Annotated in this window: 27 protein-coding genes; 10 read left to right on the forward strand and 17 right to left on the reverse strand. The window is 64.6% G+C overall.

Translation table 11 applies throughout. The features are described 5' to 3' along the window. Nucleotide 1: 1 nt before the first annotated feature. Nucleotides 2-538, reverse strand: a complete 537-nt coding sequence (gene infC, locus SC1_RS13455; RefSeq protein WP_062182544.1) for a translation initiation factor IF-3 — start codon at nt 536-538, stop codon at nt 2-4. Nucleotides 539-696: 158 nt separating this feature from the next. After that, nucleotides 697-1,833 (reverse strand): penicillin-binding protein activator, encoded by a 1,137-nt coding sequence (locus SC1_RS13460; protein ID WP_083435934.1) that lies wholly within the window; start codon nt 1,831-1,833, stop codon nt 697-699. A gap of 61 nt (nt 1,834-1,894) precedes the next feature. On the opposite strand from SC1_RS13460, the gene rsmI reads away from it, so the two are divergent. The 4 genes from rsmI to SC1_RS13480 are packed head-to-tail and all read left to right on the forward strand — an operon-like array spanning nt 1,895 to nt 4,691. Continuing rightward, nucleotides 1,895-2,755 carry a 16S rRNA (cytidine(1402)-2'-O)-methyltransferase gene (gene rsmI, locus SC1_RS13465; RefSeq protein ID WP_062182547.1) on the forward strand — a complete coding sequence of 287 codons (861 nt, stop codon included), beginning with the start codon at nt 1,895-1,897 and terminating at the stop codon, nt 2,753-2,755. Beyond that, nucleotides 2,752-3,102 carry a YraN family protein gene (locus tag SC1_RS13470; protein ID WP_062182550.1) on the forward strand — a complete coding sequence of 117 codons (351 nt, stop codon included), beginning with the start codon at nt 2,752-2,754 and terminating at the stop codon, nt 3,100-3,102. Before rsmI ends, SC1_RS13470 begins: the two co-directional genes overlap by 4 nt. Nucleotides 3,103-3,112: 10 nt before the next feature. Continuing rightward, the gene (gshB, locus tag SC1_RS13475; protein WP_062182553.1) at nt 3,113-4,063 is read left to right on the forward strand and encodes a glutathione synthase; all 951 of its coding nucleotides are present in this window, start codon (nt 3,113-3,115) and stop codon (nt 4,061-4,063) included. A 22-nt stretch (nt 4,064-4,085) separates the two neighbouring features. Continuing rightward, nucleotides 4,086-4,691 (forward strand): DedA family protein, encoded by a 606-nt coding sequence (locus SC1_RS13480; protein WP_062182556.1) that lies wholly within the window; start codon nt 4,086-4,088, stop codon nt 4,689-4,691. Here SC1_RS13480 and SC1_RS13485 read toward each other — a convergent pair. The 6 genes from SC1_RS13485 to SC1_RS13510 form a co-directional block, all read right to left on the reverse strand. Further along, a complete protein-coding gene (locus SC1_RS13485) occupies nt 4,688-5,578 on the reverse strand; it encodes a tyrosine recombinase XerC (protein WP_062182560.1) in 891 nt (296 codons plus the stop codon). The two genes, SC1_RS13480 and SC1_RS13485, sit on opposite strands and share 4 nt — an antisense overlap. 109 nt (nt 5,579-5,687) lie before the next feature. Further along, entirely contained in the window at nt 5,688-6,833 is a 1,146-nt protein-coding gene (gene hemW / locus SC1_RS13490) for a radical SAM family heme chaperone HemW (protein WP_062182563.1), read from the reverse strand. Nucleotides 6,834-6,864: 31 nt separating this feature from the next. After that, nucleotides 6,865-7,404: an AAA family ATPase gene (locus SC1_RS13495; protein ID WP_062182565.1), complete on the reverse strand. Its 540-nt coding sequence runs from the start codon at nt 7,402-7,404 to the stop codon at nt 6,865-6,867. A gap of 37 nt (nt 7,405-7,441) precedes the next feature. Further along, nucleotides 7,442-8,077, reverse strand: a complete 636-nt coding sequence (gene rdgB / locus SC1_RS13500) for an RdgB/HAM1 family non-canonical purine NTP pyrophosphatase (RefSeq protein WP_062182568.1) — start codon at nt 8,075-8,077, stop codon at nt 7,442-7,444. A gap of 1 nt (nt 8,078) precedes the next feature. Continuing rightward, complete coding sequence (gene rph, locus SC1_RS13505; RefSeq protein ID WP_062182570.1) at nt 8,079-8,795, reverse strand: ribonuclease PH; 717 nt, start codon at nt 8,793-8,795, stop codon at nt 8,079-8,081. A 48-nt stretch (nt 8,796-8,843) separates the two neighbouring features. After that, entirely contained in the window at nt 8,844-9,644 is an 801-nt protein-coding gene (locus SC1_RS13510) for a dienelactone hydrolase family protein (protein ID WP_062182573.1), read from the reverse strand. An 89-nt stretch (nt 9,645-9,733) separates the two neighbouring features. On the opposite strand from SC1_RS13510, the gene hrcA reads away from it, so the two are divergent. Next, a complete protein-coding gene (gene hrcA, locus SC1_RS13515; protein ID WP_062182577.1) occupies nt 9,734-10,777 on the forward strand; it encodes a heat-inducible transcriptional repressor HrcA in 1,044 nt (347 codons plus the stop codon). A 4-nt stretch (nt 10,778-10,781) separates the two neighbouring features. Further along, complete coding sequence (grpE, locus tag SC1_RS13520) at nt 10,782-11,336, forward strand: nucleotide exchange factor GrpE (RefSeq protein ID WP_062182582.1); 555 nt, start codon at nt 10,782-10,784, stop codon at nt 11,334-11,336. Nucleotides 11,337-11,408: 72 nt separating this feature from the next. Here the strand turns inward: grpE and def are convergent, their stop codons facing one another. Next, on the reverse strand, nt 11,409-11,942 hold the full coding sequence (gene def / locus SC1_RS13525; RefSeq protein ID WP_062182584.1) for a peptide deformylase: 534 nt from the start codon (nt 11,940-11,942) through the stop codon (nt 11,409-11,411). Between the two features lie 109 nt (nt 11,943-12,051). On the opposite strand from def, the gene SC1_RS13530 reads away from it, so the two are divergent. After that, the gene (locus SC1_RS13530; protein WP_062182587.1) at nt 12,052-13,230 is read left to right on the forward strand and encodes a serine hydrolase; all 1,179 of its coding nucleotides are present in this window, start codon (nt 12,052-12,054) and stop codon (nt 13,228-13,230) included. A gap of 1 nt (nt 13,231) precedes the next feature. Here SC1_RS13530 and recR read toward each other — a convergent pair whose 3' ends face one another. Continuing rightward, entirely contained in the window at nt 13,232-13,828 is a 597-nt protein-coding gene (gene recR / locus SC1_RS13535; protein WP_058454976.1) for a recombination mediator RecR, read from the reverse strand. 178 nt (nt 13,829-14,006) lie between these two features. Between recR and fmt the strand changes: the two genes are divergently transcribed. Beyond that, the gene (gene fmt / locus SC1_RS13540) at nt 14,007-14,927 is read left to right on the forward strand and encodes a methionyl-tRNA formyltransferase (RefSeq protein WP_062182590.1); all 921 of its coding nucleotides are present in this window, start codon (nt 14,007-14,009) and stop codon (nt 14,925-14,927) included. Beyond that, nucleotides 14,924-15,664, forward strand: a complete 741-nt coding sequence (gene truA / locus SC1_RS13545; protein ID WP_062182593.1) for a tRNA pseudouridine(38-40) synthase TruA — start codon at nt 14,924-14,926, stop codon at nt 15,662-15,664. Before fmt ends, truA begins: the two co-directional genes overlap by 4 nt. A 104-nt stretch (nt 15,665-15,768) precedes the next feature. Here truA and SC1_RS13550 read toward each other — a convergent pair whose 3' ends face one another. Next, nucleotides 15,769-16,296 (reverse strand): CarD family transcriptional regulator, encoded by a 528-nt coding sequence (locus tag SC1_RS13550; protein ID WP_062182596.1) that lies wholly within the window; start codon nt 16,294-16,296, stop codon nt 15,769-15,771. A gap of 314 nt (nt 16,297-16,610) precedes the next feature. Here SC1_RS13550 and SC1_RS13555 point away from each other — a divergent pair, with 314 nt between their 5' ends. Beyond that, nucleotides 16,611-17,429: an SDR family NAD(P)-dependent oxidoreductase gene (locus tag SC1_RS13555; protein ID WP_062182599.1), complete on the forward strand. Its 819-nt coding sequence runs from the start codon at nt 16,611-16,613 to the stop codon at nt 17,427-17,429. Nucleotides 17,430-17,640: 211 nt separating this feature from the next. Here SC1_RS13555 and SC1_RS13560 read toward each other — a convergent pair whose 3' ends face one another. The 6 genes from SC1_RS13560 to hisG form a co-directional block, all read right to left on the reverse strand. Continuing rightward, nucleotides 17,641-19,758: a sodium-translocating pyrophosphatase gene (locus tag SC1_RS13560; protein WP_062182602.1), complete on the reverse strand. Its 2,118-nt coding sequence runs from the start codon at nt 19,756-19,758 to the stop codon at nt 17,641-17,643. A 200-nt stretch (nt 19,759-19,958) separates the two neighbouring features. Further along, nucleotides 19,959-20,960 carry a tetratricopeptide repeat protein gene (locus SC1_RS13565; RefSeq protein WP_062182605.1) on the reverse strand — a complete coding sequence of 334 codons (1,002 nt, stop codon included), beginning with the start codon at nt 20,958-20,960 and terminating at the stop codon, nt 19,959-19,961. Between the two features lie 148 nt (nt 20,961-21,108). Then, a complete protein-coding gene (gene thiL / locus SC1_RS13570; protein WP_062182608.1) occupies nt 21,109-22,041 on the reverse strand; it encodes a thiamine-phosphate kinase in 933 nt (310 codons plus the stop codon). Nucleotides 22,042-22,157: 116 nt separating this feature from the next. Further along, nucleotides 22,158-22,613: a transcription antitermination factor NusB gene (gene nusB / locus SC1_RS13575; RefSeq protein WP_062182611.1), complete on the reverse strand. Its 456-nt coding sequence runs from the start codon at nt 22,611-22,613 to the stop codon at nt 22,158-22,160. 7 nt (nt 22,614-22,620) lie between these two features. Then, entirely contained in the window at nt 22,621-23,913 is a 1,293-nt protein-coding gene (hisD, locus tag SC1_RS13580; RefSeq protein ID WP_062182613.1) for a histidinol dehydrogenase, read from the reverse strand. After that, the gene (hisG, locus tag SC1_RS13585; RefSeq protein WP_062182616.1) at nt 23,900-24,562 is read right to left on the reverse strand and encodes an ATP phosphoribosyltransferase; all 663 of its coding nucleotides are present in this window, start codon (nt 24,560-24,562) and stop codon (nt 23,900-23,902) included. The genes hisD and hisG overlap by 14 nt, the downstream gene beginning before the upstream one ends.

Raw genomic sequence — 24,562 nt, forward strand, 5'->3', positions numbered from 1 at the left:
CTTATTTCGGCGCGATCACCATCAGCATCTGACGGCCTTCGGTACGCGGGTGCGCTTCGACCTTCGCGATCTCGGCGGTCAGTTCGGCAACGCGCTGAAGCACGTTGAGGCCAAGCTGCGTGTGGCTCATTTCGCGGCCGCGGAAGCGCATGGTCATCTTGACCTTGTCGCCTTCCTCGAGGAAGTCGAAGACCTTCTTCATCTTCACATCGAAATCATGATCGTCGATGTTCGGACGCATCTTAATCTCTTTGATTTCCTGCGTCTTCTGGCTCTTGCGTGCGAGGTTCGCCTTCTTCTGCGCCTCATATTTGAACTTGCCGACGTCAAGGAATTTGCACACCGGCGGATCGGCGTTCGGAGAGACCTCCACCAGGTCGAGACCCACCTCGGCCGCCTGCTCGATCGCTTCGGCCGTCAGCATTACGCCCAGATTTTCACCTTCCTCGTCGATCACACGAACTTTCGGAGAGGAGATGAATTCATTGTAACGCGGGCCGTTTTTCGGCGGCATCGGTGCCATTGGGCGACGGGTCATGGGCGGTGGTATAGCTGTATCTCCTGGGTCGTTTAAAATAGGCGTGCAGCATCGACGCAAAAACACGCGTGGTGGTCATATAGTGATCAAAGCGCAGTCGTAAAGGGCGCGCCGCTCACCTTATAACGCTTTTCGGGCCGACTGTGGCTGCTCTGCCACTACCATTTTGTCGGCGCGGGATCGACGACGCGGAAGCCGCCTGCGCCGATCTCGCTAACCTCGAGCGCACGCTCGGCGATCCCGCGATTGCTGAAGCGGAAAATGCCGTCGATACCGCCGAAACCGTCGGCAGCGAGCAAGCGGTTCGCCGGGAAATTGGTACCCGGTTTCCAATCGCGCGCGATGCGTACCGTCAACAGTACCGAGTCGTAGCCGAGACTCGCGAGCCGATACGGCGCCTTTCCGAAGCGCGTGCGATATTTGGTTGCGAGTTGGCCGTAGAGGCCGTCCGAGACGCTGGCGAACCACGACCCGCGCATCACCGCGCTGCTGCCGAGCGCCGCGTCGGTGTTCCAGAGTTCCGTGCCGAGGATTTGCTTGTTCCCCGTCGTCTTGATCACGGGAACGGCGCGGATCGCATTGCCGCCGCTGTCGGCAATCAGCACCGCGTCCATCGCGCCGGCGTTGGCGATCCGCCGCGCCGCGCCCGTCAGCGCGGTCGCGCTGCGGTCATAGCTTTCCACCGCGACGAGCGTGCCGCCCGCCTGCGCCACCGCAGCGCGGAACGCCGCGGCCGAGCGATCGCCATAGACATTCTTGGGAACGAGAGCGCCGAAACGCTGATGTCCCTTGGCGCGCGAAAAGGCGACGACGCGTTCAACCGACTGGCCGGGAACGAAGCCCATGATAAAAACGCCGTTGCCCGCAACGCTGCTGTCGTTCGAGAAGCTTAGCACCGGCACCTTCGCTTCTCGTGCGACCGGCGCGACTGCGGTGACGTCTTCGCTGAGCAAGGGGCCGAGGATCAGCTTATTGCCGTCGGCGACCGCTTGCCGCGCCGCCGCGGCGGCGCCGAGCGCGGTGTCATAAGTGGTGATGCGCACGCGTTCGGTGCGCGAGTCGAGCAGCGCCAGCGTCGTCGCATTGGCGATCGCCGTACCCACGTCAGCATTCGGGCCCGTTTGCGGGACGAGTAGCGCAACGCGATGGCGATCGGTGTCAGTGGGAAGGCCGGGGCCGACATTGTCGTCCGGGTTTGTCGGCGGCGGCGGGGTCGCCGGGCCGTTCGACTTGGGCACGACCTGACACGCTGCGAGCAGACCCGCCATCGCCGCCACACCCAGCCCGCGCAACATTTGGCGGCGGGCCGGTGCATTATTTTGGCGCTGGGCGACAGTTTCTGCCATTTTCAGCGTCATGCCAGATTCGAACATCTCAGATTCTCCCTTGCCCGGTCTCTATATCGTCGCGACGCCCATCGGCAACCTTGGCGACATCACCCCGCGTGCCGCCAAAACGCTCGCCTCCGCTGGCGTGATCGCCGCAGAGGATACGCGCGTGACCGCGAAACTGCTGTCGCATCTGGGTTTGCGTGTTCCGATGACCCCCTATCATGATCATAGCGACGAACGCACCCGCGCCGCGCTGGTTGCGCGAATGGAGCAAGAAGTTGTCGTTTTGGTGTCGGACGCCGGCACCCCGTTGATTTCGGACCCCGGCTACAAGCTCGTCCGGGATGCGCGTGCAGCGGGACGGCATGTCACCACCCTGCCCGGCCCCTGCGCCGCGATTGCCGCTATCACGCTGTCGGGCCTGCCGAGCGACCGTTTCCTGTTCGCGGGCTTCCTGCCCAACAAGGCAAAGGCGCGCGCCGACACTCTCGCCGAATTCGCGGCGCTGCGCGCCACTCTGGTCTTTTACGAAAGCGGTCCACGGCTGTCGGCGTCGCTTTCCGCGATGGCCGAAGGGCTCGGCGATCGCGAGGCGGCGGTCGCGCGCGAGATCAGCAAGATGTTCGAGGAATGCGTCACGGGCACGCTGACCGAACTCTCTGCGCGCTACGCCGATGCGCCGCCCAAGGGCGAGATCGTCGTGATCGTCGGCCCGCCGGGCGAGATTGTGGCCGAGGCGGCCGATGATGCGACCCTCGATGCAGCGCTCCGCGAAGCCATGGCCGACAAACCCGTCGCGCAGGCGGCAAAGGCGGTGGCGAAGCGCTTCGGGCTCGACCGCCATGACGTCTATGCACGCGCGCTGACACTGAAAGAGCAGGCTTGAACCGCGCCGCCGCCGAAGCACGTGGGCGCAAGGCCGAGCGCCGCGCCGCATGGTGGCTGCGCCTTCACGGGTGGCGCATTTTGGGCGAGCGGCTCCGCGTGCCCGTCGGCGAAGTCGACCTTGTTGCGCGACGTGGGCGGACCGTCGCCTTTATCGAAGTCAAATGGCGCGATCGCGCCACCGATCTCGACCTTGCCATCGACCAATATCGCCTGCGCCGCGTCGCTGCAGCCGCCGAAATGCTGAGCCCGCGCTTCGCGGGACCACGCGACGATATCCGCATCGACGTGATGCTTCTTGCGCCAGGGCGCCTGCCACGCCATCTGGTCCACGTCTGGCAACCCTGAGGAAGAAATAATGACCCTGCGCGCCGCGGTACAAATGGACCCGATGGATGGTATCAATATCGGGGGCGACAGCAGTTTCCACCTGATCCTGAAGGCGCTCGAACGCGGTTACGAGCTTTATCATTATGACGTGCGCGGATTGACGTGGGAGGCCGGGCGGTTGACGACGAAAGCGCACCGCATCATCGAGGCGCAACGTGAGGCAGGCGCGCACTACAAGTTCGGCGATGAAGTGCTGCTCGACCTAGGCCGCGATATCGACGTCGTCCTGATGCGACAGGATCCGCCCTTCGACCTCGGTTACCTCACCGGCACCTGGCTGCTAGAACGCATCGCGGGCGAGACGCTGGTGGTGAACGACCCGGTCTCGGTCCGCAACGCGCCGGAAAAAGTGTTCGTGCTCGATTTCCCTGAGTTCATGCCGCCGACGATGGTGACGCGCGAGCTGGACGCGGTGAAGGATTTTCAGGCCCGCCACGGCGCCGTGGTGATCAAGCCGCTGCACGGCAATGGCGGCAAGGCGGTATTCAAGATCGACGCCGACGGCGGCAACCTCGGCGCGCTTGTCGAACTGTTCGGACAGGTGTGGCCCGAACCGTTTATGGTGCAGCAGTTCCTGCCGAGTGTCAGCAAGGGCGACAAGCGCATCGTGCTCGTCGACGGCGAGGTCGCGGGCGCGATCAACCGCAAACCCGGCGAAGGCGAATTCCGTTCGAACCTGGCAGTCGGCGGCTATGCCGAGGCGGCCGAACTCACTCCGCGCGAGCAGGAAATCTGCGACGTGCTCGGCCCGCAACTGCGCGAACGCGGGCTGGTCTTCGTCGGTATCGACGTCATCGGCGGCGAATGGCTGACCGAAATCAACGTCACGTCGCCCACCGGGATCGTTGCGATCGACCGTTTCAACAACAGCGATACGGCGGGAATGATCTGGGACGCGATTAAGCGGCGGATCGGCTGACGCGCCCGCGCGTTCCCTAATCATGACCGACTTCATCCTGAACCTGATACAGAGTTGGGGCTATGTGGGGATTTTCATCCTCATGTTCCTCGAAAATGTGTTCCCGCCGATCCCGTCCGAGGTGATCATGGGGCTTGGCGGCATCGCGGTCGCGAAGGGTCATTTCGATTTCTGGACGCTCGTCGCGGTCGCCGTTGCGGGAACGACCGCGGGCAACTGGATCTGGTACGGCATCGGCCGCTGGATCGGTTATGAACGGCTCAAACCCTTCATCGACCGCCACGGCCGCTGGCTGACGCTCGACTGGGCGGAGGTCGAGCGACTGCACGCTTTCTTCCTGAAATATGGACCCGCGATCGTCTTCATCGCGCGCTTCATGCCCGTCGCGCGGACAATGGTGTCGCTGCCCGCAGGTATGGTAAAGATGAACCAGGCAAAATTCTTGGTTTGGACCGCCGCCGGATCGACGGTCTGGATCGCCGCGCTCGCGGGCGCGGGCAATTGGTTCGGTGGAAAGTTCGCGAACCTCGACGCCTTTGTCGGCCCCGTCGCGCTCGTCGCGATCGGATCGCTTGTGGTGATCTATATCTACCGCGTCATCACCTGGAAGCCCAAGCAGGCGAACTAGGCGCGCGGGTGCGCGCTCCGGTAGATATCGAGCAGATGAGCGGCATCGACCGCGGTATAAATCTGCGTCGAGGCAAGGCTCGCATGACCGAGCAATTCCTGAAGGCTGCGCAGATCGGCACCCCCGGCAAGCAAATGCGTCGCGAAACTGTGGCGTAGGGCGTGCGGCGTCGTGCGTTCGGGAAGCCCCAGCGCGCGGCGAGCCGAGCGGACGCTGGCGCGGACGACGCCGGGCTGAAGCGGCCCTCCGCGTGCGCCGAGGAAGACCGGCGTATCCTTGGCGATCGGCCAGGGACAAGCCTCGACATAGCGCGACACCGCGCTCGCGACGGCGGGCAGGATCGGCACGATGCGCGTCCTGTTCCGCTTGCCCGTCACGCGCAATGTCTCGCCGAGCGGCAACGCCGCGCCCGTGAGCGACAGCGCCTCGCCGATGCGCAGCCCGGCGCCATAGAGCAGCAACAGCAGCGCAAAATCGCGCGCACCGACCCAACCCTCGCGCGCATTGTCCTCTACATCCTGCGCAAGTTGCAACGCCTCGGCGGGCGAGACAGGGCGCGGCAGCCCCTTTTTCACCCGAGGCCCGCGCATCTGCGGCACGCTGGCATTCGACCCGCCGACAAAACGCAGGAAAGTGCGCAGGGCCGAAAGCTCGCGAGCCGCCGACGCATTGCCAAGCCCCTCGGCCCGGCGGTCGGCGAGATAGGCGCGCAGGTCGTTCGGGGTCAGTGCCTTCAGCATGCGCGCATCTACCGCACCCCCGCGATGCCGCGACAGGAAGTCGCAGAAACGCTCGGCGGTCGCTATATAGGCGCGGCGCGTATGCTCCGACCGGCGCTTCTCGTGCGCCAGATGGGCATCCCAGTCGCGGATCAAATGCTGCGGCAAACCATATCCCCATTCCCGTTCGCATCGAGCGAAGTCGAGATGCCCATCGGCGGCGCGCTAGGTCGAGGGGTGTCTCGACTTCGCTCGACACGAACGGGTCGAGAGTAAGCTAGTGGGTTTTGACAACCTCGGAAAGGATGCTGTCGAGAAGCAGGATCCCGTCGTCGCTCACCGCCAGCCGATCGCCGTTTTGCCACATCAACCCCTGCGCGGTCAGCCGTGCCACCGCGTCGGCATCCACGAACGCCTCACGTAGCAGCCCGCTCCGCGCCTCGATCCGCGCCAGGTCGATCCCTTCGGTCAGTCGCAGCCCCATCAGCATCGCCTCGGTCGCGCGCTCATGCGCCGGCAGGTCGGTTTCGACTTTCAGGCCGTGGCCGTTGCGCTCCACCGCCGCGATGAAATTCTCGGGCTTCTTGTGCCGCTCGGTTGCCTGACCCAGCCGTCGCCCATGCGCCCCGGGTCCGACGCCCGCATAATCAGCGTAGCGCCAATATGCCAGATTGTGCCGGCTCTCCTGCCCGACGCGCGCATGGTTCGACACCTCGTACCGCGGCAAGCCGGCCGCGCGCGTCATCGCCTGTGTCGCGTCGAACAGATCGGCGGCGGTATCACCGTCTGGGATAATAAGATCGCCCTTCGCCGCGAGCGTCGCAAAGCGCGTGCCGGGCTCGATGGTGAGCTGATAGAGCGAGAGATGGTCGGTGCCGAAGGCGAGCGCTCCCGCCAGTTCGGCTTCCCATGCGGCCATCGACTGGCCGGGCCGCGCATAGATCAGGTCGAAGCTTACGCGCGCGAAATGCTCCTGCGCGGTCGCGATGGCACGGCGCGCCTCGTCCTCGCTGTGCGCGCGGCCAAGAAATTCAAGCACTTCGGAATCGAAGCTCTGCACGCCTATCGAAACGCGGTTGACCCCGGCCGCAGCAAGGTCGGCGAAATTCGCGACCTCGACCGAATTGGGGTTGGCCTCAAGCGTGATCTCGACGTCATCGGCGAGGCCCCACGCGTCGCCCGCCGCCGCGATCACAGCCGCAACAGTCGCAGGCGGCATCAGGCTGGGCGTACCGCCGCCGAAGAAGATCGACCCGACCGTCCGCCCCGGCAGCAACGCCGCCTCATGCCGCAGGTCGGCGAGCAACGCCTCGCGCCACACCGCCTGATCGACGCTTTCGCGGACATGGCTGTTGAAGTCGCAATAGGGGCATTTGCTGACGCAAAACGGCCAATGGACATAAAGGGCAAGCGGTTCGGGCATGTGGGGCGATATAGGGCATCGTCCCGGAAAGTCAGCCCGCCTCGCCGCGCACCCAGCGCAATATGGCTTCTGCTGCCTCTGCCGCTGATAACGCGGTAATATCGAGGTCGAACCGTCTGTCGCAATGATCGAGCAAGACAGGTCTGTCAGCGCCGTCAGCAAGGACCGCCGCATCGGTCAGCTTTCGCGTTCCCGCGCGGCCGGGATCGGCGATCCGCCGCGCAAGCTCGGCGGGGGCACAGCGCAGATGCACTCCATATAGTGGAACACCGCGCGCATCGGCGAGCCGGCGGATCGCGTCCTGCCACTCCTCGCCCCAGTTGCGATCACGCCCCGGTGCGATGGTCAGCAAGATCGGCGTACTGCCCGGCAGATGTGTCGCACGATCAAAAACGATGGCGCGCACGGCTCTGACCGTCTTGCGAAATTCTTCGGATCCGAAATCGGTGGTCGCAAACGCGGGATCGTAAATCGTGTGATTGTCGATCAGCCGCGCGTCGAGAGACTGCGCGACTATCCGGCCAATGGTCAGTTTGCCTACCCCCGCAAGACCATTAAGTTCGACGATCATGGCTGGAGCATGGCGCGAGTTCGCCCTTCCCGCAACCTCAATCGATTTGCTGAAAAGCCCCCGCCACCAGCTTCGCAAACGCATCGGCGCGGTGGCTGATCGCATGCTTTTCCGCCGGATCGATTTCCGCATAAGTCAGTGCGTTACCGGTCGGCACGAACACCGGATCATAACCGAAGCCCAGCAGCCCGCGCGGCGGCCACGTCAGGCTGCCCTGCGCCCGCCCCTCGAACACTTCGGCATGGCCGTCGGGCCAGGCAAGCGCGAGGGTGCAGACGAAGCAGGCGCTGCGGTCGACGTCCGGCCCCTGCTCGGCCAGCAGCCCTTCGACCTTGCCCATCGCCATATACCAGTCACGGCCGGGCTCGCCCTCGAACACCTGCCGTTCGGCCCAGTCTGCGGTATAGACGCCAGGGCGCCCGCCGAGCGCCGCGACCTCGAGCCCGCTGTCGTCGGCGAGCGCGGGCAAGCCCGACGCCGACGCGCTTGCGTGCGCTTTCAGCAGCGCATTCTCGCGAAAGGTCGTCCCGGTCTCCTCGGGCTCGGGAAGCCCGAGGTCGCCCGCCGACACGGGCTCGATCCCGAACGGGTCGAGCAGCGCGCGAATTTCGCGCACCTTGCCTGCATTGTGGCTGGCGATGACCAGCTTGCCGGGGGCGAGCCTGCGCGTCATGTCAGCGCCCCGTCGCCTTGTCCTGAGCCGCGAAGATTTCGCCGCAGCCGATGCGCGCGAGGCGGAGCAGACGGAGCAGGCCTTCCTCGTCATAGGTCGCGCCCTCGGCGCTCGCCTGCACTTCGACGATCTGGCCTTTCGCGGTGAGCACGAAATTGCCGTCGGCCTCGGCGACCGAATCCTCATCATAGTCGAGGTCGAGCACCGGCGTGCCATTATAGATGCCACACGAGATCGCGCCGACCTTGTCCGTGATTGGATCTTCGGCGATCGTCTTCGCCGCGAGCAGCTTGTCGACCGCAAGGCGCAGCGCGACCCACGCGCCCGAAATCGACGCCGTGCGCGTGCCGCCGTCGGCCTGGATCACGTCGCAATCAATGATGATCTGGCGCTCGCCGAGCTTCTTCATGTCGACGACGGCGCGCAAGCTACGCCCGATAAGTCGCTGGATTTCCTGCGTCCGGCCCGACTGCTTGCCCTTCGCCGCTTCGCGGCTGCCGCGCGTGTGCGTGGCGCGGGGCAGCATGCCATATTCGGCGGTGACCCAGCCCGCGCCCTTGCCGCGCATCCACGACGGCACCTTCTCGTCGACGCTGGCGGTCACAAGCACCTTCGTATTGCCGAAGCTGACGAGGACGCTACCCTCCGCATGGATGGTGAATTCGGTTTCAATTCCGATGGGGCGCATCTGATCGGGCGCGCGGCCTGAGGGGCGCATAGACTATCCTTTCGATTGGTGATTGCGGTGGCCCTTAGGCCGCCGGCCTCATTCGCTCAACCGCATCTTGAAGAAATCGAGGATTTCGTCGCGCGCCTGCGCCGTCGGCTGGCCCGCCTCGTCGATCAGATGGATGGTCACGACGCTATGCGGGTTCTTCATCGGGCTGTCGGGGTTCGCCGCGCTGTCGGGCAGCACCTTGCCGATAAACCGATCGCCGAGTGCATCCTCATAGGCGGCAAAGCGCGCCGCCTTGCAATATTTGTCACCCTCGAAGCGATATGCGAGCACCGTCAGATCCTCGGCATCCATCCGGGCCTTCACCACTGCAAGCTCATCCGGCGCAATGTGCATTCCGGCCGGGTCGCTCAGCGGCAGCGACGGCTGCGCAAGCACGGGTGCGAGCACCGATGGTTCGAGCATCATCGACAGCGCGAAATTGCCGGTGAAGCACATACCGATCGCGCCGACGCCCTTGCCGCCGCATTCGTTGTGCGCCTGCGCCGCCAATGCGCGCAGCCACTGTGTCGCGGGTGAGCTTTCGTTGGCCTGAAAGGCGCGAAACTGGCGGCTGATGCACCCCCCGATCATCGTGAACAACATGCGAGGCGCCCGGGGCACCGCCCCATCCTTGCCGAAAATATGTGGCATATAGACGGTAAAGCCCGCATCGCGGACCCAGCGCGCGAACCGCGCGACATGCGGGCTGATGCCGGGCATTTCGGTCATCACGATCACCGCGGGGCCGCTGCCCATTGTGTAGACGCGATGCTTGCGACCGAGCAGGACGATGTCGCGGTGGTCGAAGTCGCTCAGCGGATCGTCGCGGTCGAGTGGCGGTGTCGTCATGAATTTTCTCCCCGGCGGAGGCTAACGCGACTTGCGCGCACAGGCCAGCAAAGCTTGCCCCAACCCCTCCCCATCCCTAAATCCCTCTTATGACCACCCCGCCGATCACCGAACTCACCACGCGCGCCCGCGACGTGTTCCGGCTGGTCGTCGATGCCTATCTTGAAACCGGCCAACCGGTCGGATCGCGCACCTTGTCGAAGCTCGCGGCGCTCAACCTTTCGCCCGCGTCGATCCGCAACGTGATGCAGGATCTGGAGGAGTTCGGCCTGCTCGCCAGCCCGCACACCAGCGCCGGGCGCCTGCCGACCGAACAGGGGCTGCGTCTTTTCGTCGACGGGATGATGCAGGTTGCCGAGCCCTCGGCCGAGGATCGCGCACAGATCGAGGCGAGCCTGTCGGACGCCGGCCCGATCGAAAGCGCGCTCGCGCAGGCGACGTCGGCCCTGTCGGGACTGTCGGCGTGCGCGGGCCTCGTGCTCGTTCCCAAGCATGAACGCGTGCTCAAACAGCTCGCCTTCGTGCCTTTGTCGGCGAGCCAGTCGCTTGTGGTGCTCGTCGCGGGTGACGGAACGGTCGAGAACCGCGTCATCGACATTCCGGTGGGGCTCAACCCGTCGGCGCTGGTCGAGGCGGGAAATTATATCAGCGCGACGCTGTCGGGTCTGACGCTGACTGAAGCGATGGCGCGCGTTCGCCATGAGATTGAGGCCGAGCGTATCGCGATCGACCGCGCCGCGCAGGATCTGGTCAGCCGCGGCCTGGCCATATGGTCGTCCGACGGGGCCGACCGCCCGGTGCTGATCGTCCGCGGGCAGGCCAACTTGCTCGACGAAAATGCGGTCGGCGACCTCGACCGCGTACGCCAGTTGCTCGACGAGCTCGAAACCAAGCAGGACATCGCGCAATTGCTCGACAGCGCGCGCGAGGGCGCCGCGACACGAATTTTCATCGGGTCGGAGAATAAATTATTCTCGCTTTCGGGCTCGTCCGTGATAGCGGCGCCCTATCGCGGATCGGACGGGCGTGTCGTCGGCGTGGTCGGGGTCATCGGCCCGACGCGCTTGAACTATGCCCGGATCGTTCCCATGGTGGATTTTACCGCACAATCGCTCTCCAGACTGATACGATAGGTTTATGACGAACATTGAAAATGACACGCCGGTCGACGACGGCGCGAACCCCGAAGTTGAAACCGCCGACGCGGCGAACCCCGCACAGGGCGAGAATGAAGAGCTGGCACAGCTTGCCGAACAGGTCGCCGCGCTCCAGCAGGACTTGCTCTATGCGCGCGCCGAGACGCAGAATGTCACGCGCCGCAAGGACAAGGAAATCGCCGACGCGCACGCCTATGCCGCGACCAAATTCGCGCGCGACATCCTGTCGGTTGCCGACAATCTCGGCCGCGCGCTCGCCGCGCTCAGCGACGAACAGCGCGCCGCCGAGGCGATCAAGCCGCTGATCACGGGCCTCGAAGCGACCGAGCGCGAATTGCTCAGCGTCTTCGAACGCAACGGCATCACCCGCATCGCGGCGATTGGCCTGCCGCTCGACCCGAACCAGCATCAGGCGATGCTCGAAATCCCGAGCGATCAGACGCCCGGCACAATCGTGCAGGAAATGCAGGCAGGCTATATGCTGAAGGATCGGCTGCTGCGCCCCGCGATGGTCGCGGTGGCAAAGGCGGGGTAAACCCGACCGAGATTGCAGACAAAAAGAAACCCCGGTGGAAGCCGGGGTTTCTTTTTGTCGGTTATGCGCCGGTCACGCCGCCTTGCGGAGCTTCGCCAGCTTCTTCAGCACCATCTCGCGCTTCAGCCGCGACAGATGATCGATGAACAGGATGCCCTCCAGATGGTCGTGCTCATGCTGAATGCACGTCGCCATCAATCCGGTCATGCGTTCCTGGTGATGCTTGCCGTCTTCGTCCTGCCAGTCGACGGTGACCTCGGCGGGACGCGTCACGTCGGCATATTGCTCGGGGACCGACAGGCAGCCCTCCTGATAAATGCTATGCTCCTCGCTCTCGTCAGAGAAGACGGGATTGATGAAGACGCGCGGCTCGCGGATGACCTTCTTACCCTCGGGGTCTTCGGGATCGGCTTCCTGCAGGTCGATGACGAGGATGCGCTTCGCCACCCCGACCTGGATCGCGGCCAGCCCGATACCGGGGGCGTCGTACATCGTTTCGAACATGTCGGCGACCAGCGTCTTCAGCTCGGCATCGAATGTCTCGACGGGCTTCGAAATGACGCGCAGCCGGGGATCCGGGGTCTCTATGATAGGGAGTAAGGCCATGGCGTGCAGGTATGGTCGGGAAGGCGCCGGGTCAAGAGGTAGCGCATTCACACGGCGCTCATCGCGCGGCCGTAACAGTCGGACCGCAATCGCCGACTTTGGAGATGTGATGAGACTTTTGCTTCTGGCGATTCCGATCCTTGTCGGGGCCTGGTCCGCGGATCGCGCCGACGCCCGCGACATGGCGCCAGCTGCCGCCAAACTCGATGTCGAAATGGCGCGCCGGATGCCTTCAATCGTGAAAGATGAGAAGATCGGCGGAATCGGCATCGCGGTCATCCGCGACGGCCGCATCATCTGGTCGGGCCATTATGGAGAACAGAGCCCGGGGATGCCGATAACCGCCCGGACCGCCTTCAACACAGCGTCCATCGCCAAAACGGTAACCGCTGAAACCCTGCTCGCGCTGGCGGCCGACGGCCGGATTGACCTGGACGAACCGATCGCCCGAACGGTCAAATCCGCCGACATCGACCGCGACCCGCGCTATGCCTTGCTTACCACGCGCATTTTGTTGGCGCACCGATCCGGATTGCGCAATTGGCCCGACGATTACGCCGACGGCAAACTCGCCTTCGATTGGACGCCGGGCAGGCGCTATCGCTATTCGGGCGCGGGGATCGAACTTGCGGCGCGTTATGCCGAAGCAAAGACGGGAAAATCGTTACGCCTCCTTGCCGCCGAAACCCTGTTTCGCCCTTGGCATATCGACCGAATGGCGGTTGGCGAACTCCCCGGCTGGACAGAGGGACAACTGGCACTGCCATTCGATGCAAAGGGTGCCACGCTCGATCTGGCTTCAACTTATCCGGGTTTGCGCGAAGGGACGGGTATCGGCGCAGCCTATGACCTGATCGCGACCCCCGACGCCTATGCCGCCTTCCTGAAACGGCTCATCGACGCATCGGCGAAACGTTCGAAAACACGGCAGATACGAGAAACGATTCTGACCTCGCTTGCGGATGACGATCGTTACGGCTGCGAAAAGCCCTTCGTGCGGCGTTGCCCCGATCGATATGGCTACACATTTGGCTGGCAGGCCCATTATTATGGGAAACATTTGATCCTGCAGCACACGGGGAATGACGAGGGGCAGACCGACCTTGTCTATTTCTCCCCCGACCGCCGGACGGGCGCCGCCATCTTCGTCAACGGCGCCAACGGCTGGGTGCCGATCGCCCGTGCGCTGGAGATCATCGGCGACGAACCCGAACTTGCTGCCTATTATCGTGGATTGATCGAAAAGCTGATGGGACGGAAGTTGGAAGCGTTGACGCCGCAGCCTTGAGTCACCCTACCGGCCGACGGGCCCTCAGCGCCTGCGCCAGCGTTCCCTCGTCAAGATAATCGAGTTCGCCGCCCACCGGCAGGCCATGCGCGAGCTGGGTCAGGCGCACCGGATAGCCCTCCAGCCGCTCGGCGAGATAATGCGCCGTCGTCTGCCCTTCCAAGGTTGCGTTCATCGCCAGCACGACCTCGTCGATGCCGCCCGCCGCAACGCGTGCGACGAGCGCATCGATGCTGAGGTCCTGCGGCCGCACGCCCTCCAGCGCCGACAATCGTCCGCCGAGGACGTGATATTTTCCCGGAAACAGCCGCGACTTGTCGAGAGCCCACAGGTCCGACACTTCCTCGACGACGCACAGCGACCGCGCATCGCGGCGCGGGTCGGCGCAGATGGCGCAGGGGTCCTGCGTATCGACATTGCCGCAAATCCCGCAGGTGACGAGCCGTTCGGATACCGTCTGCAGCGCGGCGAGCAGCGGCGCAAAACTGCTCTCGCGCTTCTTCATCAGATGCAGCACCGCGCGCCGCGCCGAACGCGGGCCGAGGCCCGGCAGGCGGGCGAGTTGCTGGACGAGCGCTTCGATTTCGGTGGAGGCCATGTTACGTTGGTAGTGAGTGTGCAATCGGTGCACAATATCCCTCCCTCGTCACCCCGGACTTGATCCGGGGCCCCGCTCCGCGACGGTGGGAAGCGTGACCCCGGATCAAGTCCGGGGTGACGGATGTGAGGAGCGTTGGCCTTGCGCCGCGCCGCATCCTCCGCCAAAGGCGCAGCCCATGCGCATCGCCTTCATGGGAACGCCGCCCTTCGCGGTACCGACGCTCGCCGCGCTCGACGCGGCGGGGCACGACATCGTGGCCGTCTATACCCAGCCACCACGGCCGGCGCAGCGCGGCAAGAAACTGCAGAAGAGCCCGGTGCAGGTCTGGGCCGAGGAACATGGCCTGCCCGTCCGCACGCCAAAGAGCCTCAAGACCGAAGAGGCGCAGGCCGAATTCGCCGCGCTCGACCTCGATGTCGCGGTGGTCGCAGCCTATGGACTGATCCTGCCGCAGCCGATCCTGGACGCTCCGCGTGAGGGCTGCCTCAACGTCCATGGCTCGGTCCTGCCCCGCTGGCGTGGAGCAGCGCCGGTGCAGCGCGCGATCCTCGCGGGCGATACTCAGACCGGCGTGACGATCATGCAGATGGACATCGGGCTCGACACCGGCGCGATGCGGTTGATCGAGACGACGCCGATGGGGCGCAAGAACGCGGGCATCCTGACCCATGAACTCGCCGAAATGGGTGCACTGATGATGCGGCGCGTGCTGAGCGATCTCCACGCCTTCCCGCCCGAGCCCCAGCCCGAAGAGGGGGTCACCTATGCGGCGAAGATCGACAAGAGCGAGGCGCGGCTCGATTTTCTGACGAGCGCTGTGCAGGTCGAACGGCAAATCCGCGCATTCAATCCGATGCCCGGCGCCTTTTTCGAATTTGAGGGCGAGCGCTACAAGATTTTGGCGGCCGAAGCCGTGCATCCTTCCGACAGTGTTGCGGGCGCCGCGCCCGGGGTCACGCTCGACGACAATCTCACCATCGCCTGCAACCCCGGCGCAATCCGCGCGACGCGCGTGCAGCGCGCCGGAAAGCCCGCGATGGACGCAGCCGAACTGCTCCGCGGGCGGCCGGTCCCCGCAGGCACGCGCCTCGCATGACACGTTTCGCGCTCACGATCGAATATGACGGCCGCCCCTATATGGGCTGGCAGCGGCAGGCGCATGGCCCCAGCGTCCAGCAGGTGATCGAGGAAGCGATCCACCGCTTCACCGCCGAAACGGTACAGGTGCTCAGCGCCGGGCGCACAGACGCGGGTGTCCATGCGATCGCGATGCGCGCGCATGTCGATATCGAAAAGCCGTTGACCCCGTTCAAGCTGACCGAGGCGCTGAATGCGCAGCTTCGCCCGGCGCCGGTCGCGATCGTCGGCTGCGAGATCGTCCCCGACGATTGGCATGCACGTTTTGCCTGCACCGGCCGGTCGTACGAATATCGTATCGTCAATCGCCGCGCGCCGTTGACGTGGGACAAGGGATTGTCGTGGCAGGTCGCCCGACCGCTCGATTCCGATGCGATGCACGCGGCGGCGCAGCAACTCATCGGGCTTCATGACTTCACCACCTTCCGCTCGGCGCATTGCCAGTCGCAAAGTCCGGTGAAGACGCTGGATCGGCTGACCGTCAGCCGTCATGGCGAAGAGATCATCGTCGAGGCGGCGGCGCGTAGTTTCCTGCACCACCAGGTGCGCTCGATGGTGGGCTGTCTAGCGCTCGTCGGTTACGGCAAGTGGACTGCGCGCGACCTGAAAGCGGCACTCGATGCCGCCGACCGCAACGCACTCGGCCTCAACGCGCCGCCCGACGGGTTATATTTCGTCAGCGCCACTTACCCGTAGGATATTCCAACCCTTCGTCGTCCATGCATGACGCGAAAAAGGGTTCTGAAACGAAAAAGGGCGGCCCTACCAGACCGCCCTTTCCTTCATCGCTGTGGACGCGATTACACTTTTTCGGCGTAATAGAGCGGCGCATGCTCGTTGAGGATCTGGAGGATCTTCGCCTGCGCCGTCTTTTCGTCGCTTTCTTCCATCGCGCCGAGTTCGCGCGCGAGGCGGCTCGATGCCGCTTCAAAGATCTGACGTTCCGAATAGCTCTGCTCGGGCTGATCGTCGGCGCGGAAAAGGTCGCGGGTCACTTCGGCGATCGACACGAGGTCGCCCGAATTGATCTTCGCTTCATATTCCTGCGCGCGGCGCGACCACATGGTGCGCTTCACCTTCGGCTTGGTGGTCAGGACCTGCAGCGCTTCTTTCAGCGTCTTATCCGACGACAGCTTGCGCATGCCGACGCCTTCAGCCTTGTTGGTCGGAACGCGAAGCGTCATCTTTTCCTTTTCGAAGCGGAGGACATAGAGTTCGAGCTGCATTCCGGCGATTTCGGACTTTTGCAACTCGATGACGCGCCCCACGCCATGTTTGGGATAAACGACATAGTCACCGACTTCGAAGACGGGCGTGCTTGCGGACATTCAAGTTCCTTTCATTGGCCTTGTCGGGGGACAGGAAAGCGCGTGAACAGCGGTATATCCGGCCCTCTGCGGGAGGGGGATTGGGCTGGTAGGGCGGCGCTAGCCAGTCAGATTGACAAGGGATGTGGCTCCATCGGAAACGCCAAGGATACCTCAGCCCGGCGGCGGGAAGAGGCACAGTGTCGGCGTGTTGAATTCATTATAACAGATTCGCAACAAAATTACCAGCCCCGCACGGAAATGCGTCGGTTGGCACCTTGACGGCCATCCACACCCGTTTCAGGTTGAAACGAAATCATAGATAGGGAGCCGGTATGCAGGATCAAGTTTGGTGGATCACGGGAGCGTCGTCAGGCATCGGTGCGGCGCTGGCGCGTGCGCTGGGCGCACGCGGCGCGAAGCTGATCCTGTCGGGACGGAATGTCTCGGCTCTGGAAGCGGTGGCCGCCGACTGCGCCACCGAAACGCTCATCCTGCCGTTCGAGGCGACGGACTATGCCGCCCTGCCCGCCATTGCCGATCAGGCGTGGGACTGGCTGGGTCGCATCGACGGGCTGGTCAACAACGCGGGCATATCGCAGCGCAGCCTTGCGATCGAGACCGACTTTGCGGTCTATCAACAGATCATCGGGGTCGACCTGCTCGCCCCGATCGCGCTGACCCAGCAGTTGCTGCCGCGGATGGTCGGCGCCGGCGGAGGACAGATCATCGCGATATCAAGCGTCGCGGGCATCGCGGGCGTGCCGCTGCGCAGCGCCTATTCGGCGGCGAAGCATGGCATTATCGGTTACCATGATGCCGTGCGCGCCGAGAATGAACATCTGGGGCTGAAGATACTGGTCGTCGCGCCCGGATCGGTCCGCACCAACGTCAGCCGCAATGCGCTGAACGCAGACGGCAGCGTCCGAGGAGAGAGCGACGCCGCGATCGAAAATGGCCTGTCGCCCGACGATGCGGCGGCGCAGATGCTGGCGGCAGTCGATGCGGGGACGCGCGAGTTGATCGTTGCAGAAGGCGCGGAAGCAGCGATCGCAGCCCTGCGTCGCGGCGATCCCGACGCGCTGTTCGACCGGATGAGCACCATGGTGCAGGCGGGCTATGCGCAGCAGATGAAGGCGACATCCCCGACCTGAGCGACGGCGTTCGGCCGGTTGCGGACCTCTCTGTTATCGTCACCCCGGACGTGATCCGGGGTCCCGCTTGAGGCGGATCGGGAACGCGCGCAAAAAGCGGGATCCCGGGTCAAGCCCCGGATGAGGGAAGTGCGCCACCTCAAAGCCGCAAAAGAATAGCCCCGCCGGATCGCTCCGGCGGGGCTCTTTCTTTCTCTAAAGGCGACGCAGCTTAGGCCGCGCCGTGCGCCAGCGCCGCGAGGAGCAGGATCGCCACGATGTTGGTGATCTTGATCATCGGGTTGACTGCCGGGCCCGCGGTATCCTTGTACGGATCGCCCACGGTGTCGCCGGTCACCGCGGCTTTGTGAGCCTCGCTGCCCTTGCCGCCATGGTTGCCGTCCTCGATATACTTCTTGGCGTTATCCCACGCGCCGCCGCCCGAGGTCATCGAGATGGCGACGAACAGGCCGCCGACGATCACGCCGAGCAGAAGCGCGCCGAGCGCCTCGAGCGCTGCGGCCGGACCGGCCACCGCACGGATCGCGAAATACACCACGATCGGTGCCAGCACCGGCAGCAGCGACGGGATGATCATTTCCTTGATCGCCGCCTTGGTGACCAGGTCGACCGTGCGCGCATAGTCGGGCTTCGATTCATAGGTCATGATGCCCGGGCTATTCTTGAACTGGTCACGGACGTCCTTGACCACTTCACCCGCCGCACGGCCGACCGCGGTCATGCCCATCGCACCGAACAGATACGGGAGGAGCGCGCCGAGCAGCAGCCCGACGATGACATAGGGCGACGACAGCGAGAAGGTCAGCGGTTCGGTCAGCCCGAGCTTGGCCGAATATTCGGTGATGTCCGCGGTATAGGTACCGAACAGCACCAGCGCCGCGAGACCCGCCGAGCCAATGGCATAGCCCTTGGTCACCGCCTTGGTCGTGTTGCCCACGGCGTCGAGCAGGTCGGTCTTTTCACGAACCGAGTCGTCGAGGCCCGCCATTTCGGCAATGCCGCCGGCGTTGTCGGTAACCGGACCATAAGCGTCGAGCGCGACGACCATGCCGGCGAGCGCCAGCATTGCGGTTGCCGCAAAGGCGATGCCGACGATGCCTGCCGTCTGGAAGGCGACGATGATACCGACGCAGATTACGAGCGTCGGCAGGGCAGTCGATTCAAGGCTGATGGCAAGCCCCTGGATCACGTTCGTACCATGGCCCGTTTCCGACGCCTTGGCGATTGAGCGCACCGGGCGATAGTTGGTGCCGGTGTAATATTCGGTGATCCAGATGATCAGGCCGGTGATGACGAGCCCGAGCAGCGAGCAATAGAAAAGATCGCTGCCGTTGAACGTCGTCCCCGTGATGTCGGTCGCCATGTCACCCTTGAGGACATAGCTGGTCGAGAACCAGATCGCCGGGATCGAGAGGACCGCGGTGACAAGGAAGCCCTTGTACATCGCGCCCATGACATTCTTCCCGCTGCCGAGGCGAACGAAATAGGTGCCGATAATCGAGGTGATGATACACACGCCGCCCATCAGGAGCGGCAGCGTCATCAGCGGAAGCAGCATGTCGCCCGCGCCCTTCAGAAGCAGCGCGATCAGCACCATGGTGGCGCCGACCGTGACGACATAGGTTTCGAAAAGGTCGGCTGCCATGCCGGCGCAGTCGCCGACATTGTCGCCGACGTTATCGGCGATCACGGCCGGGTTGCGCGGATCATCTTCGGGAATTCCGGCCTCGACCTTGCCGACAAGGTCGGCGCCGACGTCAGCGGCCTTGGTGAAGATGCCGCCGCCGAGACGCGCGAAGATCGAGATCAGCGAGGCGCCGAAGGCAAGCGCGACGAGCGCGTCGACGACGGTGCGGTCATCGCCGCCGACGGTGTAGCCGCCGGGACCGATCAGATACCAGAAGAAGACCGAGATCGCGAGGAGGGCAAGCCCCGCCACGAGCAGCCCGGTGATCGCGCCGGCGCGGAACGCCATGGTGAGGCCCGCCTGCAGCCCGGTCTGCGCCGCCGCCGCGGTGCGGACGTTGGCTTTGACCGAGATGTTCATGCCGACGAAGCCGGCGACGCCCGACAGCACGGCGCCGATGACGAAGCCGGTGGCCGAAATCGGGCCAAGAAACAGCCCGACCAGAATGGCGACGACGACGCCGACGATAGCGATGGTGCGATATTGGCGGCCGAGATAGGCCTTGGCGCCTTCCTGAATGGCGGCGGCGATTTCTTGCATTTTTTCATTACCGGCGGAGGCGCTGAGCACCTGCCGCGAGGTAATGAATCCATAGAGCACAGCCAAAAGGCCGCACGCTATCGCGATCAAAACCGGATTCATGCGTGACTATTCCTTCCCCATGAGAAGGGCGACGCAGAAGATAGCAGTCGAGCACGTCCGACTTATTGATGCCGGTTCGCTCTCTCCCCTGATGCGACCGCCCCAAATTTGGACGTCGAGTTATGGGAAGAAAGAAAGCCCCGCGCAACCCCGCTTATTCGGCAGTTTACCGTGACTTCCGCGCCGCCAAGCCAACCCGCCTACGCGGGTTCGCCGCGCGCCGCCGCCAGCGCCTTGCGCGCGTCGGCGGCAGATTCGGTTTCGGGATCGAGCTTCAGCGCCCGCTCAAGTAGTTCGATCGCACGCGCATTGTTACGCTCGATCCCCTTGCCGGTCTGATAGGCCCGCCCAAGCGTGAAGCAGCTTTCGGCCTCGCCCAGTCCGCACGCCTTGTCGAACAGTTCGAGCGCACGCTGGCGATTACGCCGGACGCCGCGACCGTCGTTCACCAGCATCGCCAGATTGCCGCAGGCCGACGCGTCGTCGGCGCGGCAGCTTTGCTCGAACAGCGCAAAGGCCTGCTTGTAGTCGCGCGGCATGCCGAGCCCGTCGCGATGGAGAACGCCAAGATTATAACAGGCGTGCTGGTCGTCGGCCTTGCACGCGCGTTTGAAGAGCCGTGCCGCCTGGCGCTGGTTCGGCGCGACGCCCTTGCCCAGCGAATAAGAAGCGCCAAGGTTCGCGCAGCCCGATACGCTTCCCAGATCGCAAGCTTGTCGGAACAGCTTTATCGCGCGCTGCGGATCTTTGGGAACGCCATCCCCGCCGACGTAGGAGAGGCCAAGGTTCGAACAGGCCGTCGCCTCTTCGCCGTAACAGGCGAACGCATAATAGGTCGCGGCCCGCTCGTGCGAGCGTTCCACGCCCCATCCCTCGCTATGGGCATAGCCCGCCATCGTGCAGCCCGTCATGTCGCCAAGATCGCAAGCGCGAGCGAAAAGCGGGGTCGCGCGTGCGTCGTCACGGGGAACGCCGTCGCCTTCGTGATGGTGATAGGCGAGCCGCGTGCACGCCTCTGCATCGCCCCCTTCGCAGTCGCGCGCGAGTGCCGCGACCGGGTCCGGCGACGCTTCGACCGATGGCGGATCAGGGTCGGCCGCAACCGTGGGAACGAGGATGACATCGACCGGGTCGGGCAAAGCGGCCGCCGGTGCGGGGTAGCAGAAACAGGAGAAACAGAACGCCAGCACCGCTTTGGCCAAACCGCAGCGTCTGTTCTTTCCGTCGATCATATCCGCCCTTCAGATTCGTCGCATCTGTCGGCGGGACGCATCCCGCCGAAACGCGCTCGCTTTGCCATCAAACGGATTTCAAAGCAAAATATCCCGCGACGGTCACCCCGGAGCGGGCCTAGTGCGTAAAGCCGAGACGGTCGGGCAGCGCGATGCGCTGCGCCCGGTGGGTGAGCATGAGCCCCTCGCCGACACCGGCATGGCCGAGCGGCGTCACCGCGACATCGAGCGACGCGGCGATCTCGCGAATGGCGCCCGCCGCTTCGGGGCCCGCGGTAAACAGCAGTTGATAATCGTCCCCCGCGCTCGCCGCGGCGAGCCGGGTGTCGAGCACATCGGGCCGCACCGCGAGCAGCGCGGCCGAAAGCGGCACGGTTTCGAGCATGATGCCAAGTTGGCACCCACTGGCCTCGCCCATCCGTTGTGCGTCGATCAGCAGGCCGTCGGACACATCCATCATCGCGTGGACGTGCGGCGCCACCGCTTGCCCAAAGGCCAACTGCGGATGCGGTCGACCATAAGCGGCGAGGCAGGTCTCGTTCGGTTCAACCTGGCCCAGCCGCATCGCGAGACCCAGCCCCGCGTTGCCGATCGTCCCGGTGACCCATATCTGGTCGCCAGGCTTTGCGCCGCTCCGCGCAGGCGCGCCGGTCGCGGGCGCCTTGCCGATCGCGGTCAGCCCGAATGTCCGCGGCGCGCCTTCGGGAATGCCCACCGTATCGCCGCCCAGCAGCGGCACTTCGTATCGGCGCAGCACCTCTCCAAGCCCCCGGACGAAAGCGGCATCCCAAAATTCGTCACCGGTCAGACTATAGCCCACGAGCACGCCGAGCGGCGCCGCGCCCTTCGCGGCAAGGTCGGAGAGATTCACCGCGACAAGCTTCCACGCGACATCCTGAGGCCGCTCGTCGGGAAGGAAATGGATGCCCTCGACGATCATGTCGTGGGTGAGGACAAGGTCGCCCAGCACTGCGGCGTCGTCGGCAAGCCCGCGCGCGGCAGGATCGGTCGCGATGGCGCGCAGACGGGCGATGAAATCGGCTTCGCTCATATGACCCTCTCGTCCGATGAGGGGTGACTTCCGTTCGTGTCGAGCGAAGTCGAGACACCCATCGAGATGGCGCCAAGCCGAGAGCATCTCGACTTCGCTCGATGCGAACGGATAAGTTAAGCGCCGGTTCCGCGCACATCCTTGCCGATCGCGTCGAGCAGCCCGTTCGCAAAGCCCGCCTCGCGCGTATCGAAAAACGCCTTCGCGACGTCGACATATTCGCTGACCACTGCACCGACGGGCACGTCGCCGCGCGCCATCAGTTCATAGGAGCCCGCGCGCAGGATCGCCTTCATCGTGCGGTCGAGCCGGTCCATCGACCAGCCGCTCGCAAGCCGCGCTACGATCGCCGCGTCGATCTCTTCCGCGCGCGCCAGCGTACCCTTCACGATGTCGTCGAAGAAGGCGGTGTCGGCGTTGGCATATTCCTCGTCCTCGATCGTCGCGCCGATGCGATGCTGATGGAATTCGTGGATCAGCTTGGCGACCGGCGTGCCCTCCATCTCATGCTGATAGAGCGCCTGGACGGCGGCAAGGCGGGCGGCGGAGCGGGACTGGGTGCGTTTGTTCATGGCTTTTCTACTTTAGACGATTCTGGACGCTGAGCGCGTGGGCGGGAAGCCCCTCGGCGCCCGCGAGCGCGACCGCAGCCGGGCCGATCGCGGCGAGGCTTGCTTCGTCGAGCGCGAGGAAGCTGGTGCGCTTCATGAAATCGGTAACCGAAAGCCCGCTCGAAAAACGTGCGCGACGGCCGGTCGGGAGGACATGGTTCGGGCCCGCGACATAATCGCCGATCGCCTCGGGAGTCTGGCGGCCCAGAAAGACCGAACCGGCGTGACGCACCCTGCCGAAAAGCGCATCAGCCTCGGCCGGGTCGACCGCAAGTTCCAGATGCTCGGGCGCCAGCCGGTCGCAGAGCGGAATGGCATCGGCCAGGGTCGGCACAATGATCGCGGCGCCATTGTCTGCCCAGCTTGCCTGCATCGTCGCTGCCGTCGACAGCGTCGGAATGATGTACGCGACCGCGGCCGCGACGGCATCGGCGAAATCGCCATCATCCGTGAACAGGATCGACTGGCTCGTCGGATCATGCTCGGCCTGGCTGAGCAGGTCGGCGGCGATGATATGCGGTTCGTTCTTCGCGTCGGCGACGACGACGATCTCGCTGGGCCCCGCGACCATATCGATTCCGACAACGCCGTAGAGCTGGCGCTTCGCCTCGGCCACCCACGCATTGCCCGGACCTGTGACGACATCGACCGGACCGATCTTATCCGTACCATAGGCCAACGCCGCGATCGCCTGCGCCCCGCCGATACGCCAGATTTCGTCCACCCCGCCGATATGCGCAGCGGCCATCACGACCGGATTGATCTCTCCATCCGGGGCCGGGGTCATCATCACGATGCGTTCGACCCCTGCGACCTTGGCGGGGATGATGTTCATCAGCACCGACGAGGGGTAAGCGGCGCGCCCGCCCGGCACATAGACGCCCGCGGCATCGACGCCGCGCCAGCGCGCGCCAAGCCGGGCGCCGGCGGCATCGCGATAATCGCGATCTTCCGGAAGCTGCGCGGCATGATAGGCGCGAATGCGGTCGGCGGCGAGGTTCAGCGCGTCGCGTAGCTCGGGCGCCAGCGCATCATATGCCGCGGCGCATTCTTCCTTCGAAATGCTCCACCCGCGCGCGCCCAAATCGAAGCGGTCGAACTTTGCGGTATAGTCGGCGAGCGCCGCGTCGCCCTCGGCCTTCACGCGTGCGATGATTGCCGCCACGTCGGCCGACACATCGGACGCGCTCTCGCGCCGATCGTTGACCAGCGCGTCGAACTCGGCCGCGAAGCCCGGCGCGGAGGCGTCAAGCCGCCGCATTGCCCTGCCCCACCGCCTGACGGAATTTTTCGACGAGCGCCGGCACTTCGGCCGAACGCAGCTTGAACGCCGCGCGGTTGACGATCAGCCGCGCCGATACTTCGCTGATGATCGTCTGCTCGGCGAGCGCATTTTCGACGAGCGTCCGTCCGGTCGAAACCAGATCGACGATGTGCGAGGCAAGTCCCAGCTTCGGCGCGATTTCCATCGCGCCGTTCAGCTTGATGCATTCGGCCTGAATGCCCTGCGCCTCGAACCAGCGGCGCGTCGTTCCGGGATATTTGGTCGCGACGCGGATGTGGCTTTCACCGAGTCCCGGCGGCGCGCTCCCCTCGGGCCCGGCAAGCGACAGCCGGCAATGGCCGATGCCCAGGTCAACGGGGGCGTAAAGCTCGCTATAATCGAACTCGTCGACGACGTCCGATCCGACGATGCCGAGCTGCGCCGCGCCATGCGCGACGAAGGTCGCGACATCGAACGCACGCACGCGGATCAGCGAGACATGCGGCTGATTTGTCCCAAAAACTAACGCTCTGCTTTTCTTGTCGAAAAACTCGTCCGACGGCTCTATCCCGACGCGCGCAAGCAGGGGCAGCGCCTCGTCGAGGATACGCCCTTTCGGGATGGCAAAGATGATCGGTTCGGGCAT

The sequence above is a fragment of the Sphingopyxis sp. C-1 genome, from assembly GCF_001047015.1.
Classification (GTDB): Bacteria; Pseudomonadota; Alphaproteobacteria; order Sphingomonadales; family Sphingomonadaceae; genus Sphingopyxis.

Excerpts from the sequence above, each read along its gene's own strand:
- infC (WP_062182544.1), bottom strand. The coding sequence starts at position 538 with ATGACCCGTCGCCCAATGGCACCGATGCCGCCGAAAAACGGCCCGCGT.
- SC1_RS13460 (WP_083435934.1), bottom strand. The coding sequence starts at position 1,833 with ATGTTGCGCGGGCTGGGTGTGGCGGCGATGGCGGGTCTGCTCGCAGCG.
- rsmI (WP_062182547.1), top strand. The coding sequence starts at position 1,895 with ATGCCAGATTCGAACATCTCAGATTCTCCCTTGCCCGGTCTCTATATC.
- gshB (WP_062182553.1), top strand. The coding sequence starts at position 3,113 with ATGACCCTGCGCGCCGCGGTACAAATGGACCCGATGGATGGTATCAAT.
- SC1_RS13480 (WP_062182556.1), top strand. The coding sequence starts at position 4,086 with ATGACCGACTTCATCCTGAACCTGATACAGAGTTGGGGCTATGTGGGG.
- hemW (WP_062182563.1), bottom strand. The coding sequence starts at position 6,833 with ATGCCCGAACCGCTTGCCCTTTATGTCCATTGGCCGTTTTGCGTCAGC.
- SC1_RS13495 (WP_062182565.1), bottom strand. The coding sequence starts at position 7,404 with ATGATCGTCGAACTTAATGGTCTTGCGGGGGTAGGCAAACTGACCATT.
- rdgB (WP_062182568.1), bottom strand. The coding sequence starts at position 8,077 with ATGACGCGCAGGCTCGCCCCCGGCAAGCTGGTCATCGCCAGCCACAAT.
- rph (WP_062182570.1), bottom strand. The coding sequence starts at position 8,795 with ATGCGCCCCTCAGGCCGCGCGCCCGATCAGATGCGCCCCATCGGAATT.
- SC1_RS13510 (WP_062182573.1), bottom strand. The coding sequence starts at position 9,644 with ATGACGACACCGCCACTCGACCGCGACGATCCGCTGAGCGACTTCGAC.
- hrcA (WP_062182577.1), top strand. The coding sequence starts at position 9,734 with ATGACCACCCCGCCGATCACCGAACTCACCACGCGCGCCCGCGACGTG.
- grpE (WP_062182582.1), top strand. The coding sequence starts at position 10,782 with ATGACGAACATTGAAAATGACACGCCGGTCGACGACGGCGCGAACCCC.
- def (WP_062182584.1), bottom strand. The coding sequence starts at position 11,942 with ATGGCCTTACTCCCTATCATAGAGACCCCGGATCCCCGGCTGCGCGTC.
- SC1_RS13530 (WP_062182587.1), top strand. The coding sequence starts at position 12,052 with ATGAGACTTTTGCTTCTGGCGATTCCGATCCTTGTCGGGGCCTGGTCC.
- recR (WP_058454976.1), bottom strand. The coding sequence starts at position 13,828 with ATGGCCTCCACCGAAATCGAAGCGCTCGTCCAGCAACTCGCCCGCCTG.
- fmt (WP_062182590.1), top strand. The coding sequence starts at position 14,007 with ATGCGCATCGCCTTCATGGGAACGCCGCCCTTCGCGGTACCGACGCTC.
- truA (WP_062182593.1), top strand. The coding sequence starts at position 14,924 with ATGACACGTTTCGCGCTCACGATCGAATATGACGGCCGCCCCTATATG.
- SC1_RS13550 (WP_062182596.1), bottom strand. The coding sequence starts at position 16,296 with ATGTCCGCAAGCACGCCCGTCTTCGAAGTCGGTGACTATGTCGTTTAT.
- SC1_RS13555 (WP_062182599.1), top strand. The coding sequence starts at position 16,611 with ATGCAGGATCAAGTTTGGTGGATCACGGGAGCGTCGTCAGGCATCGGT.
- SC1_RS13560 (WP_062182602.1), bottom strand. The coding sequence starts at position 19,758 with ATGAATCCGGTTTTGATCGCGATAGCGTGCGGCCTTTTGGCTGTGCTC.
- thiL (WP_062182608.1), bottom strand. The coding sequence starts at position 22,041 with ATGAGCGAAGCCGATTTCATCGCCCGTCTGCGCGCCATCGCGACCGAT.
- nusB (WP_062182611.1), bottom strand. The coding sequence starts at position 22,613 with ATGAACAAACGCACCCAGTCCCGCTCCGCCGCCCGCCTTGCCGCCGTC.
- hisD (WP_062182613.1), bottom strand. The coding sequence starts at position 23,913 with ATGCGGCGGCTTGACGCCTCCGCGCCGGGCTTCGCGGCCGAGTTCGAC.
- hisG (WP_062182616.1), bottom strand. The coding sequence starts at position 24,562 with ATGCCCGAACCGATCATCTTTGCCATCCCGAAAGGGCGTATCCTCGAC.